This is a genomic window from Pusillimonas sp. MFBS29, assembly GCF_020687695.1.
Classification (GTDB): Bacteria; Pseudomonadota; Gammaproteobacteria; order Burkholderiales; family Burkholderiaceae_B; genus Pusillimonas_C.
The window spans coordinates 158,721-172,933 of record NZ_JAJEWL010000005.1 but is presented as its reverse complement, the minus strand read 5'-3'; the positions used below and the strand labels follow the sequence as shown (position 1 = coordinate 172,933).

At 57.1% G+C, this 14,213-nt stretch carries 15 protein-coding genes and 1 tRNA gene; 7 read left to right on the top strand and 9 right to left on the bottom strand.

What is annotated here, in order from left to right:
• Positions 1-137 precede the first annotated feature (137 nt).
• The gene (locus LKR43_RS09245; RefSeq protein WP_227683767.1) at positions 138-1,586 is read right to left on the bottom strand and encodes a PLP-dependent aminotransferase family protein; all 1,449 of its coding nucleotides are present in this window, start codon (positions 1,584-1,586) and stop codon (positions 138-140) included.
• Between the two features lie 114 nt (positions 1,587-1,700).
• Between LKR43_RS09245 and LKR43_RS09240 the strand changes: the two genes are divergently transcribed.
• Positions 1,701-2,297: a LysE family translocator gene (locus LKR43_RS09240; RefSeq protein ID WP_227683766.1), complete on the top strand. Its 597-nt coding sequence runs from the start codon at positions 1,701-1,703 to the stop codon at positions 2,295-2,297.
• Here LKR43_RS09240 and LKR43_RS09235 read toward each other — a convergent pair.
• A complete protein-coding gene (locus LKR43_RS09235; protein ID WP_227683765.1) occupies positions 2,276-2,872 on the bottom strand; it encodes a ProQ/FinO family protein in 597 nt (198 codons plus the stop codon). The genes LKR43_RS09240 and LKR43_RS09235 overlap by 22 nt on opposite strands.
• A 101-nt stretch (positions 2,873-2,973) precedes the next feature.
• On the opposite strand from LKR43_RS09235, the gene LKR43_RS09230 reads away from it, so the two are divergent.
• The gene (locus LKR43_RS09230; RefSeq protein ID WP_227683764.1) at positions 2,974-3,564 is read left to right on the top strand and encodes a phenylacetic acid degradation protein PaaY; all 591 of its coding nucleotides are present in this window, start codon (positions 2,974-2,976) and stop codon (positions 3,562-3,564) included.
• Between the two features lie 26 nt (positions 3,565-3,590).
• Here the strand turns inward: LKR43_RS09230 and LKR43_RS09225 are convergent, their stop codons facing one another.
• From LKR43_RS09225 to LKR43_RS09210, 4 genes are all read right to left on the bottom strand, one after another.
• Positions 3,591-4,751: an alpha-hydroxy acid oxidase gene (locus LKR43_RS09225; protein ID WP_227683763.1), complete on the bottom strand. Its 1,161-nt coding sequence runs from the start codon at positions 4,749-4,751 to the stop codon at positions 3,591-3,593.
• A 120-nt stretch (positions 4,752-4,871) separates the two neighbouring features.
• Positions 4,872-5,801, bottom strand: a complete 930-nt coding sequence (locus LKR43_RS09220) for a phosphoribosyltransferase (RefSeq protein WP_227683762.1) — start codon at positions 5,799-5,801, stop codon at positions 4,872-4,874.
• 18 nt (positions 5,802-5,819) lie between these two features.
• Positions 5,820-6,977, bottom strand: coding sequence for a cytochrome P450 (locus tag LKR43_RS09215; RefSeq protein ID WP_227683761.1), 1,158 nt, complete (start codon positions 6,975-6,977; stop codon positions 5,820-5,822).
• A 98-nt stretch (positions 6,978-7,075) separates the two neighbouring features.
• Complete coding sequence (locus tag LKR43_RS09210) at positions 7,076-7,954, bottom strand: isocitrate lyase/PEP mutase family protein (RefSeq protein ID WP_227683760.1); 879 nt, start codon at positions 7,952-7,954, stop codon at positions 7,076-7,078.
• 104 nt (positions 7,955-8,058) lie between these two features.
• Here LKR43_RS09210 and LKR43_RS09205 point away from each other — a divergent pair, with 104 nt between their 5' ends.
• The 4 genes from LKR43_RS09205 (at position 8,059) to LKR43_RS09190 (ending at position 11,776) form a co-directional block, all read left to right on the top strand.
• A complete protein-coding gene (locus LKR43_RS09205) occupies positions 8,059-8,739 on the top strand; it encodes a GntR family transcriptional regulator (protein ID WP_227683759.1) in 681 nt (226 codons plus the stop codon).
• Positions 8,740-8,825: 86 nt separating this feature from the next.
• Positions 8,826-9,833: a TRAP transporter substrate-binding protein DctP gene (dctP, locus tag LKR43_RS09200; RefSeq protein ID WP_227683758.1), complete on the top strand. Its 1,008-nt coding sequence runs from the start codon at positions 8,826-8,828 to the stop codon at positions 9,831-9,833.
• Positions 9,834-9,917: 84 nt separating this feature from the next.
• On the top strand, positions 9,918-10,505 hold the full coding sequence (locus tag LKR43_RS09195; protein WP_227683757.1) for a TRAP transporter small permease: 588 nt from the start codon (positions 9,918-9,920) through the stop codon (positions 10,503-10,505).
• Complete coding sequence (locus LKR43_RS09190; RefSeq protein WP_227683756.1) at positions 10,502-11,776, top strand: TRAP transporter large permease; 1,275 nt, start codon at positions 10,502-10,504, stop codon at positions 11,774-11,776. The genes LKR43_RS09195 and LKR43_RS09190 overlap by 4 nt, the downstream gene beginning before the upstream one ends.
• Positions 11,777-11,954: 178 nt before the next feature.
• Here LKR43_RS09190 and LKR43_RS09185 read toward each other — a convergent pair.
• Positions 11,955-12,031 (bottom strand) — tRNA-Arg (locus LKR43_RS09185).
• Positions 12,032-12,094: 63 nt separating this feature from the next.
• On the bottom strand, positions 12,095-12,646 hold the full coding sequence (locus tag LKR43_RS09180; protein WP_227683755.1) for a DNA-3-methyladenine glycosylase: 552 nt from the start codon (positions 12,644-12,646) through the stop codon (positions 12,095-12,097).
• Positions 12,647-12,885: 239 nt separating this feature from the next.
• On the opposite strand from LKR43_RS09180, the gene LKR43_RS09175 reads away from it, so the two are divergent.
• Complete coding sequence (locus LKR43_RS09175; protein ID WP_013741470.1) at positions 12,886-13,095, top strand: cold-shock protein; 210 nt, start codon at positions 12,886-12,888, stop codon at positions 13,093-13,095.
• 73 nt (positions 13,096-13,168) lie between these two features.
• Here LKR43_RS09175 and LKR43_RS09170 read toward each other — a convergent pair whose 3' ends face one another.
• Entirely contained in the window at positions 13,169-14,206 is a 1,038-nt protein-coding gene (locus LKR43_RS09170) for an adenosine deaminase (RefSeq protein WP_227683754.1), read from the bottom strand.
• Positions 14,207-14,213: the final 7 nt, after the last annotated feature.

Genomic DNA, 14,213 nt, shown 5'->3' with positions numbered 1-14,213 from the left:
TGCTGCCGGCTTGTATGGCATGCGAGCAATCGCGCTGTATCTGGGGCAGCAGCTGCGCGATGTAAACCATACCTTGTACGACGCGCAGTCTGTTCCTGAGGTCGCCTGACAGCGGCAGTGCCGGCGACAAGTGCGGGCTACATGCTGTGGTTTGCCTGCTTCAGTAAAGCTTCCAGGGTCTGCCATCCCTTGGAATCATCGACCATGGAAACGGCCAGCCGGAATCGGGAAGAGGGCGCCTGCACGGGCGAGAACAGTACGCCGGGTGCAAACAGCACTCCGGCTGCCGCAGCCCTGCGGGCCAGCATCTCGGTATCCATGCCGCAGTCGGCCCATACGAACATGCCCGCGTGGGGTTCATGAGGGATAGCGCAGCCGGCCTGCAACAGCATCTTGATGCATTGATCCCGGGCATGGTCCACGCGTGTGCGCAGGCGTTCTACATGACGTCGATAATGGCCTTCTGCAAGTATGCGGTGCAGTACATGCTCGCCCAGTTCCGGCGTGGTCAGTGCGCCCAGCAGCTTGGTGTCGACAAGACGATCGATCAGCGCGGGTGCGCCGGCCACATAGCCGACCCGCAGGCTGGCCGCCAGTGTCTTGGAGTAGCCGCCAACCAGCAGTACCCGGTTAAGACGGTCCAGGGCGGCCAGGCGTACCGGTGCGCCTGGGTGGAAGTCAGCGTAGGTGTCGTCTTCCACCAATAGAAAATTGAAGCGCTCGGCTATGCGCAGAATTTCGTAAGCGACCCCTGCAGACAGGGTATGGCCCGTGGGATTATGCACCGCGGTATTGGTTATGAACAGCTTGGGCCGGTGCTGTTCGGCCAATGCAGCCAATGACTGTGTATCCGGTCCGTCGGCCAGCCGGGGCACGCCTATCACTTTTGCGCCCAATGCAGCCAGGCGGCCAAAGACCAGGAACCAGCCCGGATCTTCGACCAGCACCGTATCGCCCGGCTTGATGAATGTGCGCGAGATCAGGTCCAGCCCATGAGTGACGCCGGCGACAGTCATCAGGTGCAGGTCGGGGTGGGCCGGCACGTCCTGGGCATGCAGTGTCAGGGAAATTTGCTGGCGCAGGGCTTTCAGGCCTTTGGGAACACCGTAGCTGACCAGGCTGCGGCTTATGCTGCGCCCTACAGAACGTATGGCTGTCGCCACCATCTCGTGATCCATCCATGAGGCCGGCAAAAGCCCGGCGCTGCCGGAAAAATTCGGCAATGCATCTTCACGGAACATGCTGCGCAGCAAAAATACCGTGTCGAAAGCCGCGTCTGGCTCCAGGCCGGGGCGGGTGGCCGATGAGGGTATGGTGCTGGGCGCCGGCGGCGAGACGTAAAAGCCCGAACCACGCCTGGACTGTATGATGCCCTGCGCCACTAATCGATCATAGGCCTGCACCACGGTAAAACGGCTCAGGCCGGACTCGTCGGCCATGCTCCTGACCGATGGCAGCCGTGTCCCGGCGCGCAGGCCGTGGTTGCGGATGCGGGTGCCAAGATGATCGACCAGTTGATCCACCAGTGAAATGCTGGACGCCCTGATGGGCTGCCAGGAGGTGGAAAGTTTTTGAGGAAGTGTCATGGTGAAGTGACCAGGCCAGTTTTGATGGTGAACCGGGCTATTGTATAGGTACTGTACTGGTTTGGTGCGTTAGGATTCAGACTTGTCTGGCGTTAACCTGTAAAAAGACTTCTTATGACCCCCAGTTTGCTGCTGTCCCTGGCCGTCTTCACTTTTGTGAATTCCATTACTCCCGGTCCAAATAATGTAATGCTGACGGCGTCGGGATCCACGTTTGGCTATCGCCGTTCGCTGCCACATATGCTGGGCATCACGATAGGTGTGGTGATCATGTTGCTGCTGGTCGGTGCGGGACTTGGCACGGTATTCGAGACCTTTCCCATGTTTTATACGGCGCTCAAGTATGTTGGCGCCTTGTATCTGCTGTATCTGGCCTGGTGCATTGCGCGGGCCGGCGCAATAGACAGCGGTCAGGCACGCGGCAAGCCTTTTACCTTCATGCAGGCGGCAGCCTTCCAGTGGGTCAACCCCAAAGCGTGGATCATGGCTGTCGGGATCGTGGCGGCCTATATGCCGCAAGAAAACTTCTATTGGAACCTGCTGCTGGGCGCACTGGTGGTGTCGCTTGTCAATTTCCCAAGCATCAGCGCCTGGACACTGTTTGGCAGCGGTGTGCGTCGCCTGTTGCACCGGCCGGAGTCAGTGCAACGATTCAATATCATTATGGCGATCTTGCTGATGGCTTCGCTTTACGGCGTATTTGCTGCCTGATCTGCAGAGTCGGGTGCGGCGGGTGATTCAGGCGTTGCAGGTGCTGAATCGGGCGATGCTGCCGCTGTTGATGTTTCGTCGGCAGCAGCTTCACCGGTGTTCGCTTTGTCAGCCTCTTGCTTGCGTGACCGGATGGCATGGGCGCGGCGCCGGTTGGCCAGTTGTTTAGCGTGCTGGGCATCGGCAGCAGTCACTTCGCCGGCCGGTTCGCCATTCAGATCCAATCGGGCAGCACCTTCGGTCATGCAGGCCCAGTAGCGGCTGCCCTGGCACCAGGTCTTGACGGCTTCCTTGATCTCGGCATTGGTGAGCTTCAGGGTTTCGGCCTGTTCATACAAGTCTTTGTGTATGCCCAGCTTCAGGGGAAGCTTGGCTGCCGGCTTCTTGGGGAAAGCCTGGGGGAATTGTTTCTGCAGGCGGGAAATAGTGATGACAACCGGGTCGACAGGCGATTCCTGCGTTGGTTTACGCGGTGTTTTACGACCGTTTTGCGAGGGCTTGCGGGCTTTCCGCTTTTCCTGCTCAGCTTGCGCGACCAGCTCGCGCTTCAGCGCGGCAAGTTGTTCAAATCCCATAAGGCTATCAATCCGTGAAGTATGAACCGCGAATTGTAGCAAGCTCGGTGGTGTAAAGTCTTGGACTATTGCCGCGAGAATTAAAAGTTAAGGAGACAATCATGCTCAAGGTTTATGCCATCGACGGTCTGGTGCCAGTCGTGGACCCCGCTGCCTATGTGCATCCAAGCGCCGTGCTGATCGGAGATGTCATTGTCGGGCCAGGGGTCTACATTGGTCCGCTCGCAAGTTTGCGCGGAGATTTTGGCCGCATCATCCTCAAGGAAGGCTCCAACGTTCAGGACACCTGCGTTATTCACGGGGTGCTCGAGAACGATACCGTGGTTGAAGTCGACGGCCATATAGGGCATGGAGCCGTGCTTCATGGCTGCACCATAGGCCGTAACTGCCTGGTAGGCATGAACGCTGTTGTCATGGATCAGGCGGTAATCGGCGAGGACAGCGTTGTGGCCGCCATGTCTTTCGTGAAAGTAGGGCAGCAGATTCCAGCGCGCAGCCTGGTCGTGGGTTCGCCTGCGCGTGTTGTGCGTGAAATGAGCGACGACGACGTGGCGCGCAAGTCTTATGGCACCCGGCAATATCAGCGCCTGACTACGCGGTGCCAGGCAAGCATGAAGGAAGTCGAGCCGCTGAGTGAGGTCGAGCCGGACCGGCCTCGCCTGACGCCTGAGCAGATCAGTCCTTTGGACTAGAGGCGGGCACCACGGCCGCCGGTGTTTTAGTCGAAAATTTCCGGATTCAGCAAAATTGAGCGATCGACGTCATGGATGTCGGTGCGTCCGCAGAATCCCATGCTGACGTCGAGTTCATTGGCCAGCATCTGCAGGCAGCGATATACGCCGGCTTCACCCATGGCGCCCAGTGAATACAAAAAGGCCCGGCCAACCATGGTGCCTTTGGCGCCCAGCGCAACCGCGCGCAGCACGTCTTGCCCGGAGCGTATGCCGCCGTCCATCCAGACTTCGATTTCCTTGCCGACGCTGTGTGCAATGGCAGGCAGGGCGGAAATGGATGAAGGGGCGCCGTCGAGCTGACGGCCGCCATGGTTCGAGACGATCAGGGCGTCGGCGCCCGACTCGACGGCAAAACGGGCATCCTGGGCATCCATGATGCCTTTGAGCACGAGTTTGCCGCCCCAGCGCTTCTTGATCCATTCGATGTCGGCCCAGCACAGGGCAGGGTCGAATTGTTCGGCCGTCCATGACGAGAGCGAGGAAAGGTCGCTGACGCCTTTGGCGTGGCCCACGATATTGCCGAAACTGCGCCGTTTGGTACCCAGCATGTTCATGCACCAGCGCGGCTTGGTGGCCAGGTTGATCAGGTTGGCCAGCGTGGGTTTGGGTGGGGTCGACAGCCCGTTCTTGATGTCTTTGTGGCGCTGACCCAGCACTTGAAGATCAAGCGTGAGTACCAGCGCCGAACAATTGGCCGCTTTGGCGCGGTCGATCAGGCGTTCCATGAAGTCACGATCGCGCATAACGTACAGCTGGAACCAGAACGGGCGGCTGGTGTGCTGCGCGATGTCCTCGATGGAGCATACGCTCATGGTGGACAGGGTAAAGGGAATGCCGAAGCGCTCGGCCGCCTTGGCGCCCAGAATTTCGCCATCGGCATGCTGCATGCCCGTCAGGCCGGTGGGGGCAATGGCGACCGGCATGGCTACGTCGATGCCTATCATGGACGTTCGCAGACTGCGTTTGGAAAGATCGACGGCGACTCTTTGGCGAAACTTCAGTCGCTGGAAGTCTGATTCATTGGCGCGGTAGGTACTTTCAGTCCATGAGCCCGAGTCGGCATAGTCGTAGAACATTCTTGGCACGCGCCGTTCCGCCAATTGCCGGAAGTCTTCGACGCAGGTTATTTTTGCGGGGGTGGACAAGAAAGCTCTCCTGAATGTAATAGTTTTTGGCACACGACTTGTGCCCTGTGGGTGGCCACGGCGAGCCGGGCTCCGGATTTTGTAGCGAAATAATGCATCGTAATTATAAATACCACAAGCTCAGACCAGACGCAGATCCTGGACTGCGCCTGCGTGTACCAGCAGGGCTTGTCGTCCGTTCCACCAGATCACACGGGCAACTCTGGTTTGATTGGCAATTTCGAGTGCCTGGGCGGCGTCGCTTTCCAGAAAATGGGTGTGGCAGCGCGCCAATATGGCCTGGGCCTTGTGTGTGGCGGTTTGTTCGGCGCTGTACAGGCTTTCGTTGCGCATGACCAGTGGGCCATGAAAGCCATGGCGGCTCAGCCAGGCCTGCGTGCGTTCGCGATCCTGTTCCGGTCGGCCGGTAATGATGGTGATGTCGGTCAGGTCGAGTTCCGGCAGGGTGTCGCTGGGCGTGAGCAGGTCACGCTGGGCCAGTGTGTCGTGCAGTGCCTGTGCGTACAGGTGCTCGGGCAGATCCATCAGCAGCACACCATCGAGATCTATCGCCCACGACGCGTATTCATGCTCGGGCTGGTCGGGCTGGTTTTCTGTGCGTTCAAAAGCCGCTGTAATAGATGTTTGTTCCCAGGGGAACCAGGCGCGCATGTCGGTTTGTATTTCCTGCCCGAAATCAGGTTTGATGCGCGAATCGGCATCGTAAGCCAGCGCGAAGACCTGGACTTCATGGCCTTGTCCGCGCAAAAATGCCAGGCTATCGCTTAGCGTTGTTCCGCGGCCTGCAATGTCTTCGACCAGCAATAATCGGGACGGCCGGCGGGGTGTGTTGGCCGTATACCAGGATACCTTGCGATCAGGGCGTGAATACAACAGCGCATGCAAAGGCAGGCTCAGACCTACCGAAGCCATCAGTCCGGGCGCCAGGCCGCCACGGGCAATAGCCACCACAGCGTCAAAATGCAAAGAGCGCCACACCGGCAGATAGTCTGCCACGACGGCTTCCACACGGGAATAGTCGTAAGGATAGGCACTGCGACGTTGGCTCATGGGTCGGGACCCGGCGAGTTACAGGACCTCAAGTATAAGCGAGGTGAATCCGCTGCCGGGATACCGTGCCCGTACAGGAGCGTGTTCGGGGCTGGGCCTGATCTGCCGTGTACAACCCAGCAGGGCTTGCACTGCCAGCTTCAGTTCCATGCGTGCCAATGGCGCCCCCGGGCAGACATGTACGCCTGCGCCGTATAGCAGATTCAATACAGGGTCGCGGTCGAGGCGGAATTCGTCTGGGTCGCCAAAAACAGCTTCATCGCGATTGGCCGAGGCCCACAGAACGGAGATGCGATCGCCGGCCCGCAGCTGATGTTCGCCCAGTTTGACCGGTTTTGTTGCAACACGGCGGTTGGAAATAAGCGGCGCATGGATGCGCAGGATTTCGTCGATGGCGGGCGCGACGAGTTCGGGCTGATTGCGCAGCTGTGCCTGTACATCGGGGTGGGTTGCCAGGTACTGGGCAACTATGCCCACCGAGGCCGCAATGGTGCCCAGTTCGCCAACCGTCCAGTTACGCAGGATGCTGATCAGTTCTTCATCGCTTAGTGGGCGACCGTTCACCCGTTCGCGCGTCAGCCGGGTAGTCGTATCGTCGGGGGCGTCGGTACCGGCCAGCCGGCGCTCGTTGATCAGCGCCAGCATGTAGCCGTCGAACTCCCTGGCGACCCGTTCCATGGCGGTGCGGTCTTGTGCAAGTGTGGCTGCGTGGTTCTTGCTGATCCATTCGCGCAAGGGCTGGTGCAGCGAGCTTGGCCAACCCATGAAGGTGCACTGCACCTCAAGCGCATAGGGATGTGCCAGCTGAGCCATGATTTCGGTTGGCCCTTTGGGCAAGGCACTGGCCAGATTCCGGGCGATTGCCTTGCAGGCGGGCTCGAAGCGGGCCATGGCGGCAGGGCCGAAATAGGGTTCTATGAGCTCGCGGAAGGGGGTGTGCTCCGGTGGATCCATGCCGTTGGGAACAGAAACACGCTCGGAGACCCGGTTGCTGAACGTTTCGTGGTCATTCAGTATGCGCAGGGTCTGGTCGTGGGTGAATACTGACCAATGCAGATACTCGCTGTGGGCGACGGGGCATTGCTTGCGCATGCTGTCGTAGGCGGTGATCTGGTCTTGCAGGACCCGCTCGTCGCGCGGGTCCCAGTGGTGAGCATGAGAACAGGCTGGGCTCATTGTGTTTCCGGTTTTTTGCTTAGGCATTTGATAATAATGCACCTGTTTGCAGTAACTGGTTTTGACCTGAAGCAGAAAAAGGTCTCTTTTTGTCGGAATTAGTCCTCGGCGTGCGCCTTGTCGAAATCCCATACTGCCTGAAAGCCCATCAGGCGGCTGAATGCACCAAAGTCGTAGAGCTTGTCGTGGGTAGCCCCCAGGACGTCGTCTTGCTGCAGCCCTGTGTAGACGTCTTCGAGCGCTTTCCCCATCGCCAGAAAACCGGTGGCCGGGTAGATGGCCAGCTTGAATCCCATTTGCTCGAGCCTGGACTTTGACAATACGGGAGTTCGGCCGCCTTCCACGTTATTGATGAGGACTGGTTTGTCGAATGCGCTTGCTATGCGCTCCATTTCTTCTTCGCTTTCGGGCGACTCCACGAACAGAATGTCTGCACCGGCCTTGCCGTATGCCTCGGCCCGGCGCAGCGCTTCGTCAAGGCCATGCGTTGTGCGGGCATCAGTACGGGCCACGATAAGGAAGTCATCATGTTCACGTGCTTCGACGGCGACCTGGATCTTGCGTACCATCTCGCTCATTGCCACCACGCGTCGCCCCGGTGTGTGTCCGCACTTCTTGGGGAATTCCTGATCTTCAAGCTGAATGCCGGCCAGGCCAGCTGCTTCGTAGCCGCGGACTGTGTGTGCGACGTTGAGCAGGCCGCCGTACCCTGTATCGCCGTCCGCAATGATTGGCGTTTCCGTAGCCTGTGCGAAGGCACTTGCACGATTCAGCATGTCGGTAAAAGTTGCCAGACCGGCGTCGGGTAGACCAAGATAAGAGGCCACAGTGCCATAGCCGGTCATGTAGAGGGCATCGAACCCCATGCGATCCGCGAGTCTTGCGGAAATCAAATCAAAAATTCCGGGTGCGGCAATAAGCCCCGGTTGAGTCAGGCGGTGGCTTAGTCGTTGGCGTTTTGAGGCGGCGTTCTTCACGGTTTAAGACTCCTTGATCAGAGATTTATAATCGCACGGCAAGTATTGATTGTATACAATCATTAGGATATTGCTAAGGGTAGTTTCAGCGGAGGGTGTTTGTCATGAGTGCATCCAGGCGTCATGGCCATACGGCCGAAATGGCTTATGAATGGATAAGGGACCGCATTCTGCGCAATGAGTGGCCCGACGGTGCGCAACTAAGAGAAAGCACGCTGTCGCGTGAGATAGGGGTTAGCCGCACACCGGTGCGTGAGGCGTTGCGGCGTCTCACGCTGGAAGGCCTGGTCGAAACCAAGCCCAACCAGGGCAGCCGCCTGCAGAGCTGGAGTGGCCACGATCTGGACGAGATATTCGGCTTGCGGGTTTTGCTGGAGTCGCATGGTGTGCGGTTGGCTGCGCAACATATCACCGATATCGAGCAAGAGCGCCTTTATGCTTTATGTGAGTGCATGGAGCAGTTGGTTGCGCAAGGAGCGGAAGATGGTGCGGCACGTCAGCGACTGACGCAGTTGAACGAAGAGTTCCACAGTCTGGTGATCAGGGCAGCCCACAATGAGCGTTTGCAGTCCCTGGCCGCGCAGGTGATCTCGCCGCCCCTGATATACCGTACTTTCAACATCTACGACCAGGCCGAGATCGCGCGAAGCATGGCGCATCATCGCGAACTGGTGGATGCTTTCCGCGCAAGGGATCCTGTATGGGCGGAAAGTGTCATGCGGGCGCATTTGTCGGCTGGGCATCAGGCTACGCGGCGCATGCTGCTTCCTAGGCAAACGCCCTGATTGACGCTGTCGTATTTTTGTATACAATCAACCGAAAGTGCCAAGGTTGATGTGAGCACTTGCCAATCAATGATACGGAGACAGCCATGCCACAACGATTCGTTAAATCTCTTTGCCTTTCCGCTCTGGCCTCGCTGGTGCTGTGCGGTGCGATGCCAGCACAGGCCGAACGTACCCTGAAGGTAAGCCTTCAGGTGAATACCAAGCACCCCGTTGGTGCGAACGTCGTTTACTTCAAAGAGCAGGTGGAAAAGATTTCCGACAAACAAATCAAGGTCGAAATCTATGATTCCGCTCAGCTGTACAAGGGTAGCGAAGTGCCGCAGGCGGTGGCTGCAGGTGCCATCGACATGGGTTTGGTGCTTATAGACGAGTACGCGGGTACTTTGCCGGCTACTGGCTTGTTCTCGGTCGCATTCCTGTTTCCCAACTACGAAGTTCTGGCCAAAGCAGCCTCGGGTGACAGCCCGATCCGCAAAGAGATCGATGAAATGATCCGCAAAACGGGCACCCGTGTATTGTGGTGGCAAGACTACGGCCCTGTGCAGCTGCTTTCCAAAGGTGCTCCGCTCAAGTCCCCTGAAGACATGAAAGGCAAAAAAGTACGCGTATTGGGCAAGCCGTCAGGCGACTTCATCAATGCTGTGGGAGGCATACCTGTCAAGATCGGCGGCTCCGAGCAATTTATCGCCTATCAGCGCGGTACCGTTGACGTCGGCATGACCGGCACTACCGCCATTCAGTCGCGCAAGCTTTTCGAGGTCATGGACTACGTCACCATTACCAATCATGCGCAAACCGAATTCCTGATTGTCATAAACGACAAGCTGTGGGATTCGCTCTCGGATCAGGAAAAAGAGTGGGTAGGCACAGCTGCACGTAGTGCTGAAGAAGCCATTCGGGCAGACACCAAGAGCGACAACCTCAAGTCCGAAGAATTCATCCGGTCCGAAACCAAAATGGAAGTCGTTCAACTGACGCCTGAACAGGTCAAGGCCTGGCAGACTGCCGCAGCACCGGCCGTCGATGCCTATATCAAGGAAGCCGGAGACGTCGGCAAGCGACTGGTCGAGGAAGTTCGCAAGCTTTACTAACGCCGTGGCCGCAGCCGAAACGCACGCATGCTTTTCGTGCTGCGGCCTTACCGGCTTTTCTCGCAACCACAACAGGTGGCTTTCATGTCCAGTGTTCCGTCCGTAGAGCGCAGCAAATTGTTGCGCACGGTTGATCGCATTTCAGGCTGGTGCGGCGACATCGGTGTCTACATGATCATCTTTGTCACAGCCGTACTTACTTACGAAGCCGTTGCGCGATATTTCTTTCACGCGCCCACGCAATGGACGCAAGACATTTCGGTAACGCTGCAGATATGGTTTACCTATCTGGGCATGGCGCTCGTCTTGCGAGACGGAAAAATGATCCGGATTACAGCCGTACTGAGCATCGCACCAACCTGGATGCGCTATGCGTGCGAAGCGTTGGCGCTGGTGATTATTCTCTTGTTCTCACTGATGGCTACGGTAAAAGGCTGGGACGTTGTCACTGACTCCATGCGCCTTGGGCGCCGGCAGCCCACCATGCTTGCATTGCCCAACTGGATAGCAGAACTGCCGGTGGTGCTCGGTTTTGCGCTGCTGGCAGTTCAGTCTGTGGTCGAGCTGATCAGGTTGCCATTCCGGGGGCCTCCAAGCTTTGATCCGGAAAGCGAACTTGACGCCGACGAGTCCAACACCGGCGTGCTCAACCAGCAGGAGAATCATTCGTGACACTACTCTATATTGCGTTGGCTCTGCTGGCCCTGCTCTTTCTGGGCGTACCGGTTGCGTTTTCGTTGGCTGGTCTGGGTGCGGCCTTGCTTATCGTCAAAGGGTTGCCGCTGGCGATGGTGGCGCAGAACCTGCACGGCGCACTCGATAATTTTGTTTTGCTGTCGGTACCGCTGTTCCTGCTGATGTCCAACCTCTTGCTCAAAGGGGGGGTGGGCAAAGATCTGTTCGAGGCGGTGCAGAAGTGGGTCGGCCATTTGCCAGGAGGGCTGGGGTTATCGGCCTTGGTGTCTTGCGGCATATTCTCTGCGATCTCGGGCAGCTCGGTGGCGACTGCAGCAACCGTCGGTACGGTCGCCATCCCCGAAATGGTCAAGCGGGGTTACAGCAAAAGCTTTACGCTGGGCCTGCTGGCTGCCGGCGGTACTCTGGGTATCCTTATTCCGCCGTCCATTCCGCTTATTGTTTACGGGGTAATCACCGAAGAAAGCATAGGCAAGTTGTTCATGGCAGGTGTGGGGCCGGGCATTTTGCTCCTGGTACTCTTTGGTATTTATACCGTGATACATGCTTGGGCTACAGGCATGCATCAACGCGAGGAAGCCAGCTCGAACCGTGAGCGCATGACTGCTACGTTCCGCGCTTTACCCACAATCGCCTTGGCTGTCCTGATCATAGGCGGGATTTACGCAGGCGCCTTTACACCCACCGAAGCGTCCGCCATCGGTGCATCCGCATCATTTTTGCTTACTGCGTTTGTGCTGCGAACGTTGACCCTGAAAGGCTTTATGGCGGCAGTCAGCCAAACCCTGAAGACCACCATCGTGCTGTTCCTGATCGTTATCGGGGCAAAGATTTTTGGCAAGGCCATAACGCTCTATCAGGTGCCGGCCATGTTGTCCGAGCTGGTTGATGTACACATCTCTTCAGTCGACGGCTTCTTGCTACTGGTGACTGTGATTCTGTTGATTATTGGCCTGTTCCTGGAAAGCCTGTCGATGCTGCTCATTATGGTGCCGGTGCTCTTCCCGACAGTATTGGGCCTGGGCATTGATCCCATCTGGTTTGGTATCTATTTCGTCATTCTGATCGAACTCGCCCTGATCACACCGCCGGTGGGCCTGAACCTGTTTGTCATTCAGGCGATTGCGGGCACGCCGCTGGGGGTGGTTGCGCGCGGGGTGGTGCCATTCATTTTCATTATGCTGGGAAGCGTCGTGATCGTATATTTCTTCCCGCAACTGGTTACGTGGCTGCCTGAAAATCTTTGATGGGTTGGTCTGCAGTCTGGTTTCGTGCGCCCAAATCCCCCGTTTGCGGGGAGGGGCTCGCAGATCGCTGCGGTTGCTGAAATTACACGCACACAAATATTACACGCACACAAATAAAAACCGCCTAGGGATTGTGGCCCCTAGGCGGCTCTAACCTGCTGGATAAACAGGGTAATTCTGGCGCGGCTGGCAGGATTCGAACCCACGACCCCTTGGTTCGTAGCCAAGTACTCTATCCAACTGAGCTACAGCCGCTGTAAAAGAGGCGTAACTATAACACGGAAATTTAATCTTGTCTTGCAAGGTAGCTTTTGCCGTTTATTTTCTGGAGATATAAGGATTTCCTTCCATATAAAAGCGGAGGGGTTTGTCGGCCCAAGCGCCCGCATAATCAACGCCTATCCTGGGGCGCTCTACGATACTTACCGGCTCGAAGTCTGGATTCCCGCAAATAAAAAGGGCGGAGCCGCAAAGGTCAGCTCCGTAATGGCTTTTGTTTATGCCCATGGCTTTGCATAATCTGCCGGGACCGCTGGCGTTGCCGGGTAGGGCACTGACTGGTTCAAGCGCGCGCAGCAATACTGCTGCGCCGGTGCCGTCGGCTTCAGTTACCACGTTCATGCAATGGTGCATGCCGTAAATCAGGTATACATAGGCATGGCCCGGAGGGCCGAACATGACTTGAGTGCGGGGGGTGATGCCTTTGGACGTATGGGCGGCCAGGTCATGTGGGCCCAGATAAGCCTCGACTTCGACTATTTTTCCGATACGCTCGACTCCGTCAACGCGGTGAATCAGGAGTTTTCCCAATAATTCACGAGCCACCAGCGTGGTGTCCCGGTCGTAAAAACTGCGTGTAAGTGCTTGCATGGTGGCAGAAGTGACTCTGGCGGTATCCAAACGACAGAAAAGCCAGAAAAAACAGCCAATTAATTGCCTGTTCGGTTGACTGGGTGTCTTCTTCTCTATACTATACGAAGTTAGATTTTCAAGTTCGTTGAAGTTAGTACAATCCAGTACCTGTCGTACAGTACTTTTTTGCTCAAATCTCTACACCTTGACAGTCTTCTATAGAGCATGTCGCTCGTTATTTTTAGGGATTGCAAAAAATGCAAACAGAAACTGGTATTGTTAAGTGGTTCAACAACGAAAAAGGCTTCGGCTTCATCAAGCCTGAGTCGGGTGGCAAAGATTTGTTCGCACACCACACAGACATCATCGGCACCGGCTTCAAGTCGCTCGAAGAAAACCAACGCGTTTCCTACGTAGCTGCCGAAGGCCAAAAAGGCCCACAAGCCAAATCCATCCAGGTTATCTAAGCCTGTTTGAATTTTAAAAAAACCCACCGCGCTTGCGGTGGGTTTTTTGTTGGGTGTTCCAAACGCGCGTACGTCAGACCGTAAATTCCGATAGCTGCTTCAGGTGCCGGTCTTTTTCGCTTTGGGGCAAAAAGCTGGCGATCAGGCTGTTGCCGGCCAGCTTGACCAGTTCATTGCGCGTCAGTTCCAGACTTTCGGCGCAGGCCAGATAGTTGTCGCCGATATAGCCGCCAAAATAGGCCGGATCGTCTGAGTTGATGGTAACCATGGCGCCCTGGCGCAGCAGGCGCGCAAGATTATGCTGCTGCATGTCGTTGAAGACGCAAAGCTTCAGGTTCGACAGCGGGCATACCGTCAATGGAACGCGTTCGCGAATCAGCCGTTGCACAAGGGCGGGATCTTCCTCGCTGCGTACTCCATGGTCTATGCGTTCTACCTGTAACGCGTCAAGGGCGGCGCGTACATAGGCGGCCGGGCCTTCTTCACCGGCGTGGGCGGTAAGGTGGAACCCCAATGCCTTGCACCGTGCATAGACGCGGGCGAATCTTTCCGGAGGGTTGCCTCGTTCGGCCGAGTCCAGGCCTACGGCGGTCCACAGGTCGGCGTAGGCTTCGCGCAGGGGCAGGGCTGCCGTCAGGGTTGCGTCGGCTTCTTCTTCAGTCAGGTGACGTAGAAAGCTCAGGATCAGGCGGCTGCTGATGCCGGCCGTGCTGCGCATTTCACGCAAGGCGCGGGCAATTCCGGCAAATACAGTTTCCAGGGCAATGCCGCGCTGCGTATGGGTTTGTGGGTCGAACATGATTTCGGCATGCACGACGCCATCTTGCAGGGCGCGCTGCATATAGGCCATGGTCATGTCATAAAAATCTTCTTCCGCGATCAATACGCTGGCGCCGGCATAATAAAGATCGAGGAAAGATTGAAGGTCCTGGAACTGGTAGGCCGCACGCAGGGCGTCAATGGATGCGTATGGCAGTGTGATGCCATTGCGCTGCGCCAGCGCAAATATCAGTTCGGGTTCCAGTGTGCCTTCAATGTGTACATGGAGTTCAGCCTTGGGCAGTTGCCGGATGAAGTCGGCAAGGGGCTGGCTGGAGAGGGCGGAATTCATCAAAAAC

Bases quoted from the DNA above. Each gene is read 5' to 3' on its own strand.
- LKR43_RS09245 (WP_227683767.1), bottom strand. From the start codon at position 1,586: ATGACACTTCCTCAAAAACTTTCCACCTCCTGGCAGCCCATCAGGGCG.
- LKR43_RS09240 (WP_227683766.1), top strand. From the start codon at position 1,701: ATGACCCCCAGTTTGCTGCTGTCCCTGGCCGTCTTCACTTTTGTGAAT.
- LKR43_RS09235 (WP_227683765.1), bottom strand. From the start codon at position 2,872: ATGGGATTTGAACAACTTGCCGCGCTGAAGCGCGAGCTGGTCGCGCAA.
- LKR43_RS09230 (WP_227683764.1), top strand. From the start codon at position 2,974: ATGCTCAAGGTTTATGCCATCGACGGTCTGGTGCCAGTCGTGGACCCC.
- LKR43_RS09220 (WP_227683762.1), bottom strand. From the start codon at position 5,801: ATGAGCCAACGTCGCAGTGCCTATCCTTACGACTATTCCCGTGTGGAA.
- LKR43_RS09215 (WP_227683761.1), bottom strand. From the start codon at position 6,977: ATGAGCCCAGCCTGTTCTCATGCTCACCACTGGGACCCGCGCGACGAG.
- LKR43_RS09205 (WP_227683759.1), top strand. From the start codon at position 8,059: ATGAGTGCATCCAGGCGTCATGGCCATACGGCCGAAATGGCTTATGAA.
- dctP (WP_227683758.1), top strand. From the start codon at position 8,826: ATGCCACAACGATTCGTTAAATCTCTTTGCCTTTCCGCTCTGGCCTCG.
- LKR43_RS09195 (WP_227683757.1), top strand. From the start codon at position 9,918: ATGTCCAGTGTTCCGTCCGTAGAGCGCAGCAAATTGTTGCGCACGGTT.
- LKR43_RS09180 (WP_227683755.1), bottom strand. From the start codon at position 12,646: ATGCAAGCACTTACACGCAGTTTTTACGACCGGGACACCACGCTGGTG.
- LKR43_RS09175 (WP_013741470.1), top strand. From the start codon at position 12,886: ATGCAAACAGAAACTGGTATTGTTAAGTGGTTCAACAACGAAAAAGGC.
- LKR43_RS09170 (WP_227683754.1), bottom strand. From the start codon at position 14,206: ATGAATTCCGCCCTCTCCAGCCAGCCCCTTGCCGACTTCATCCGGCAA.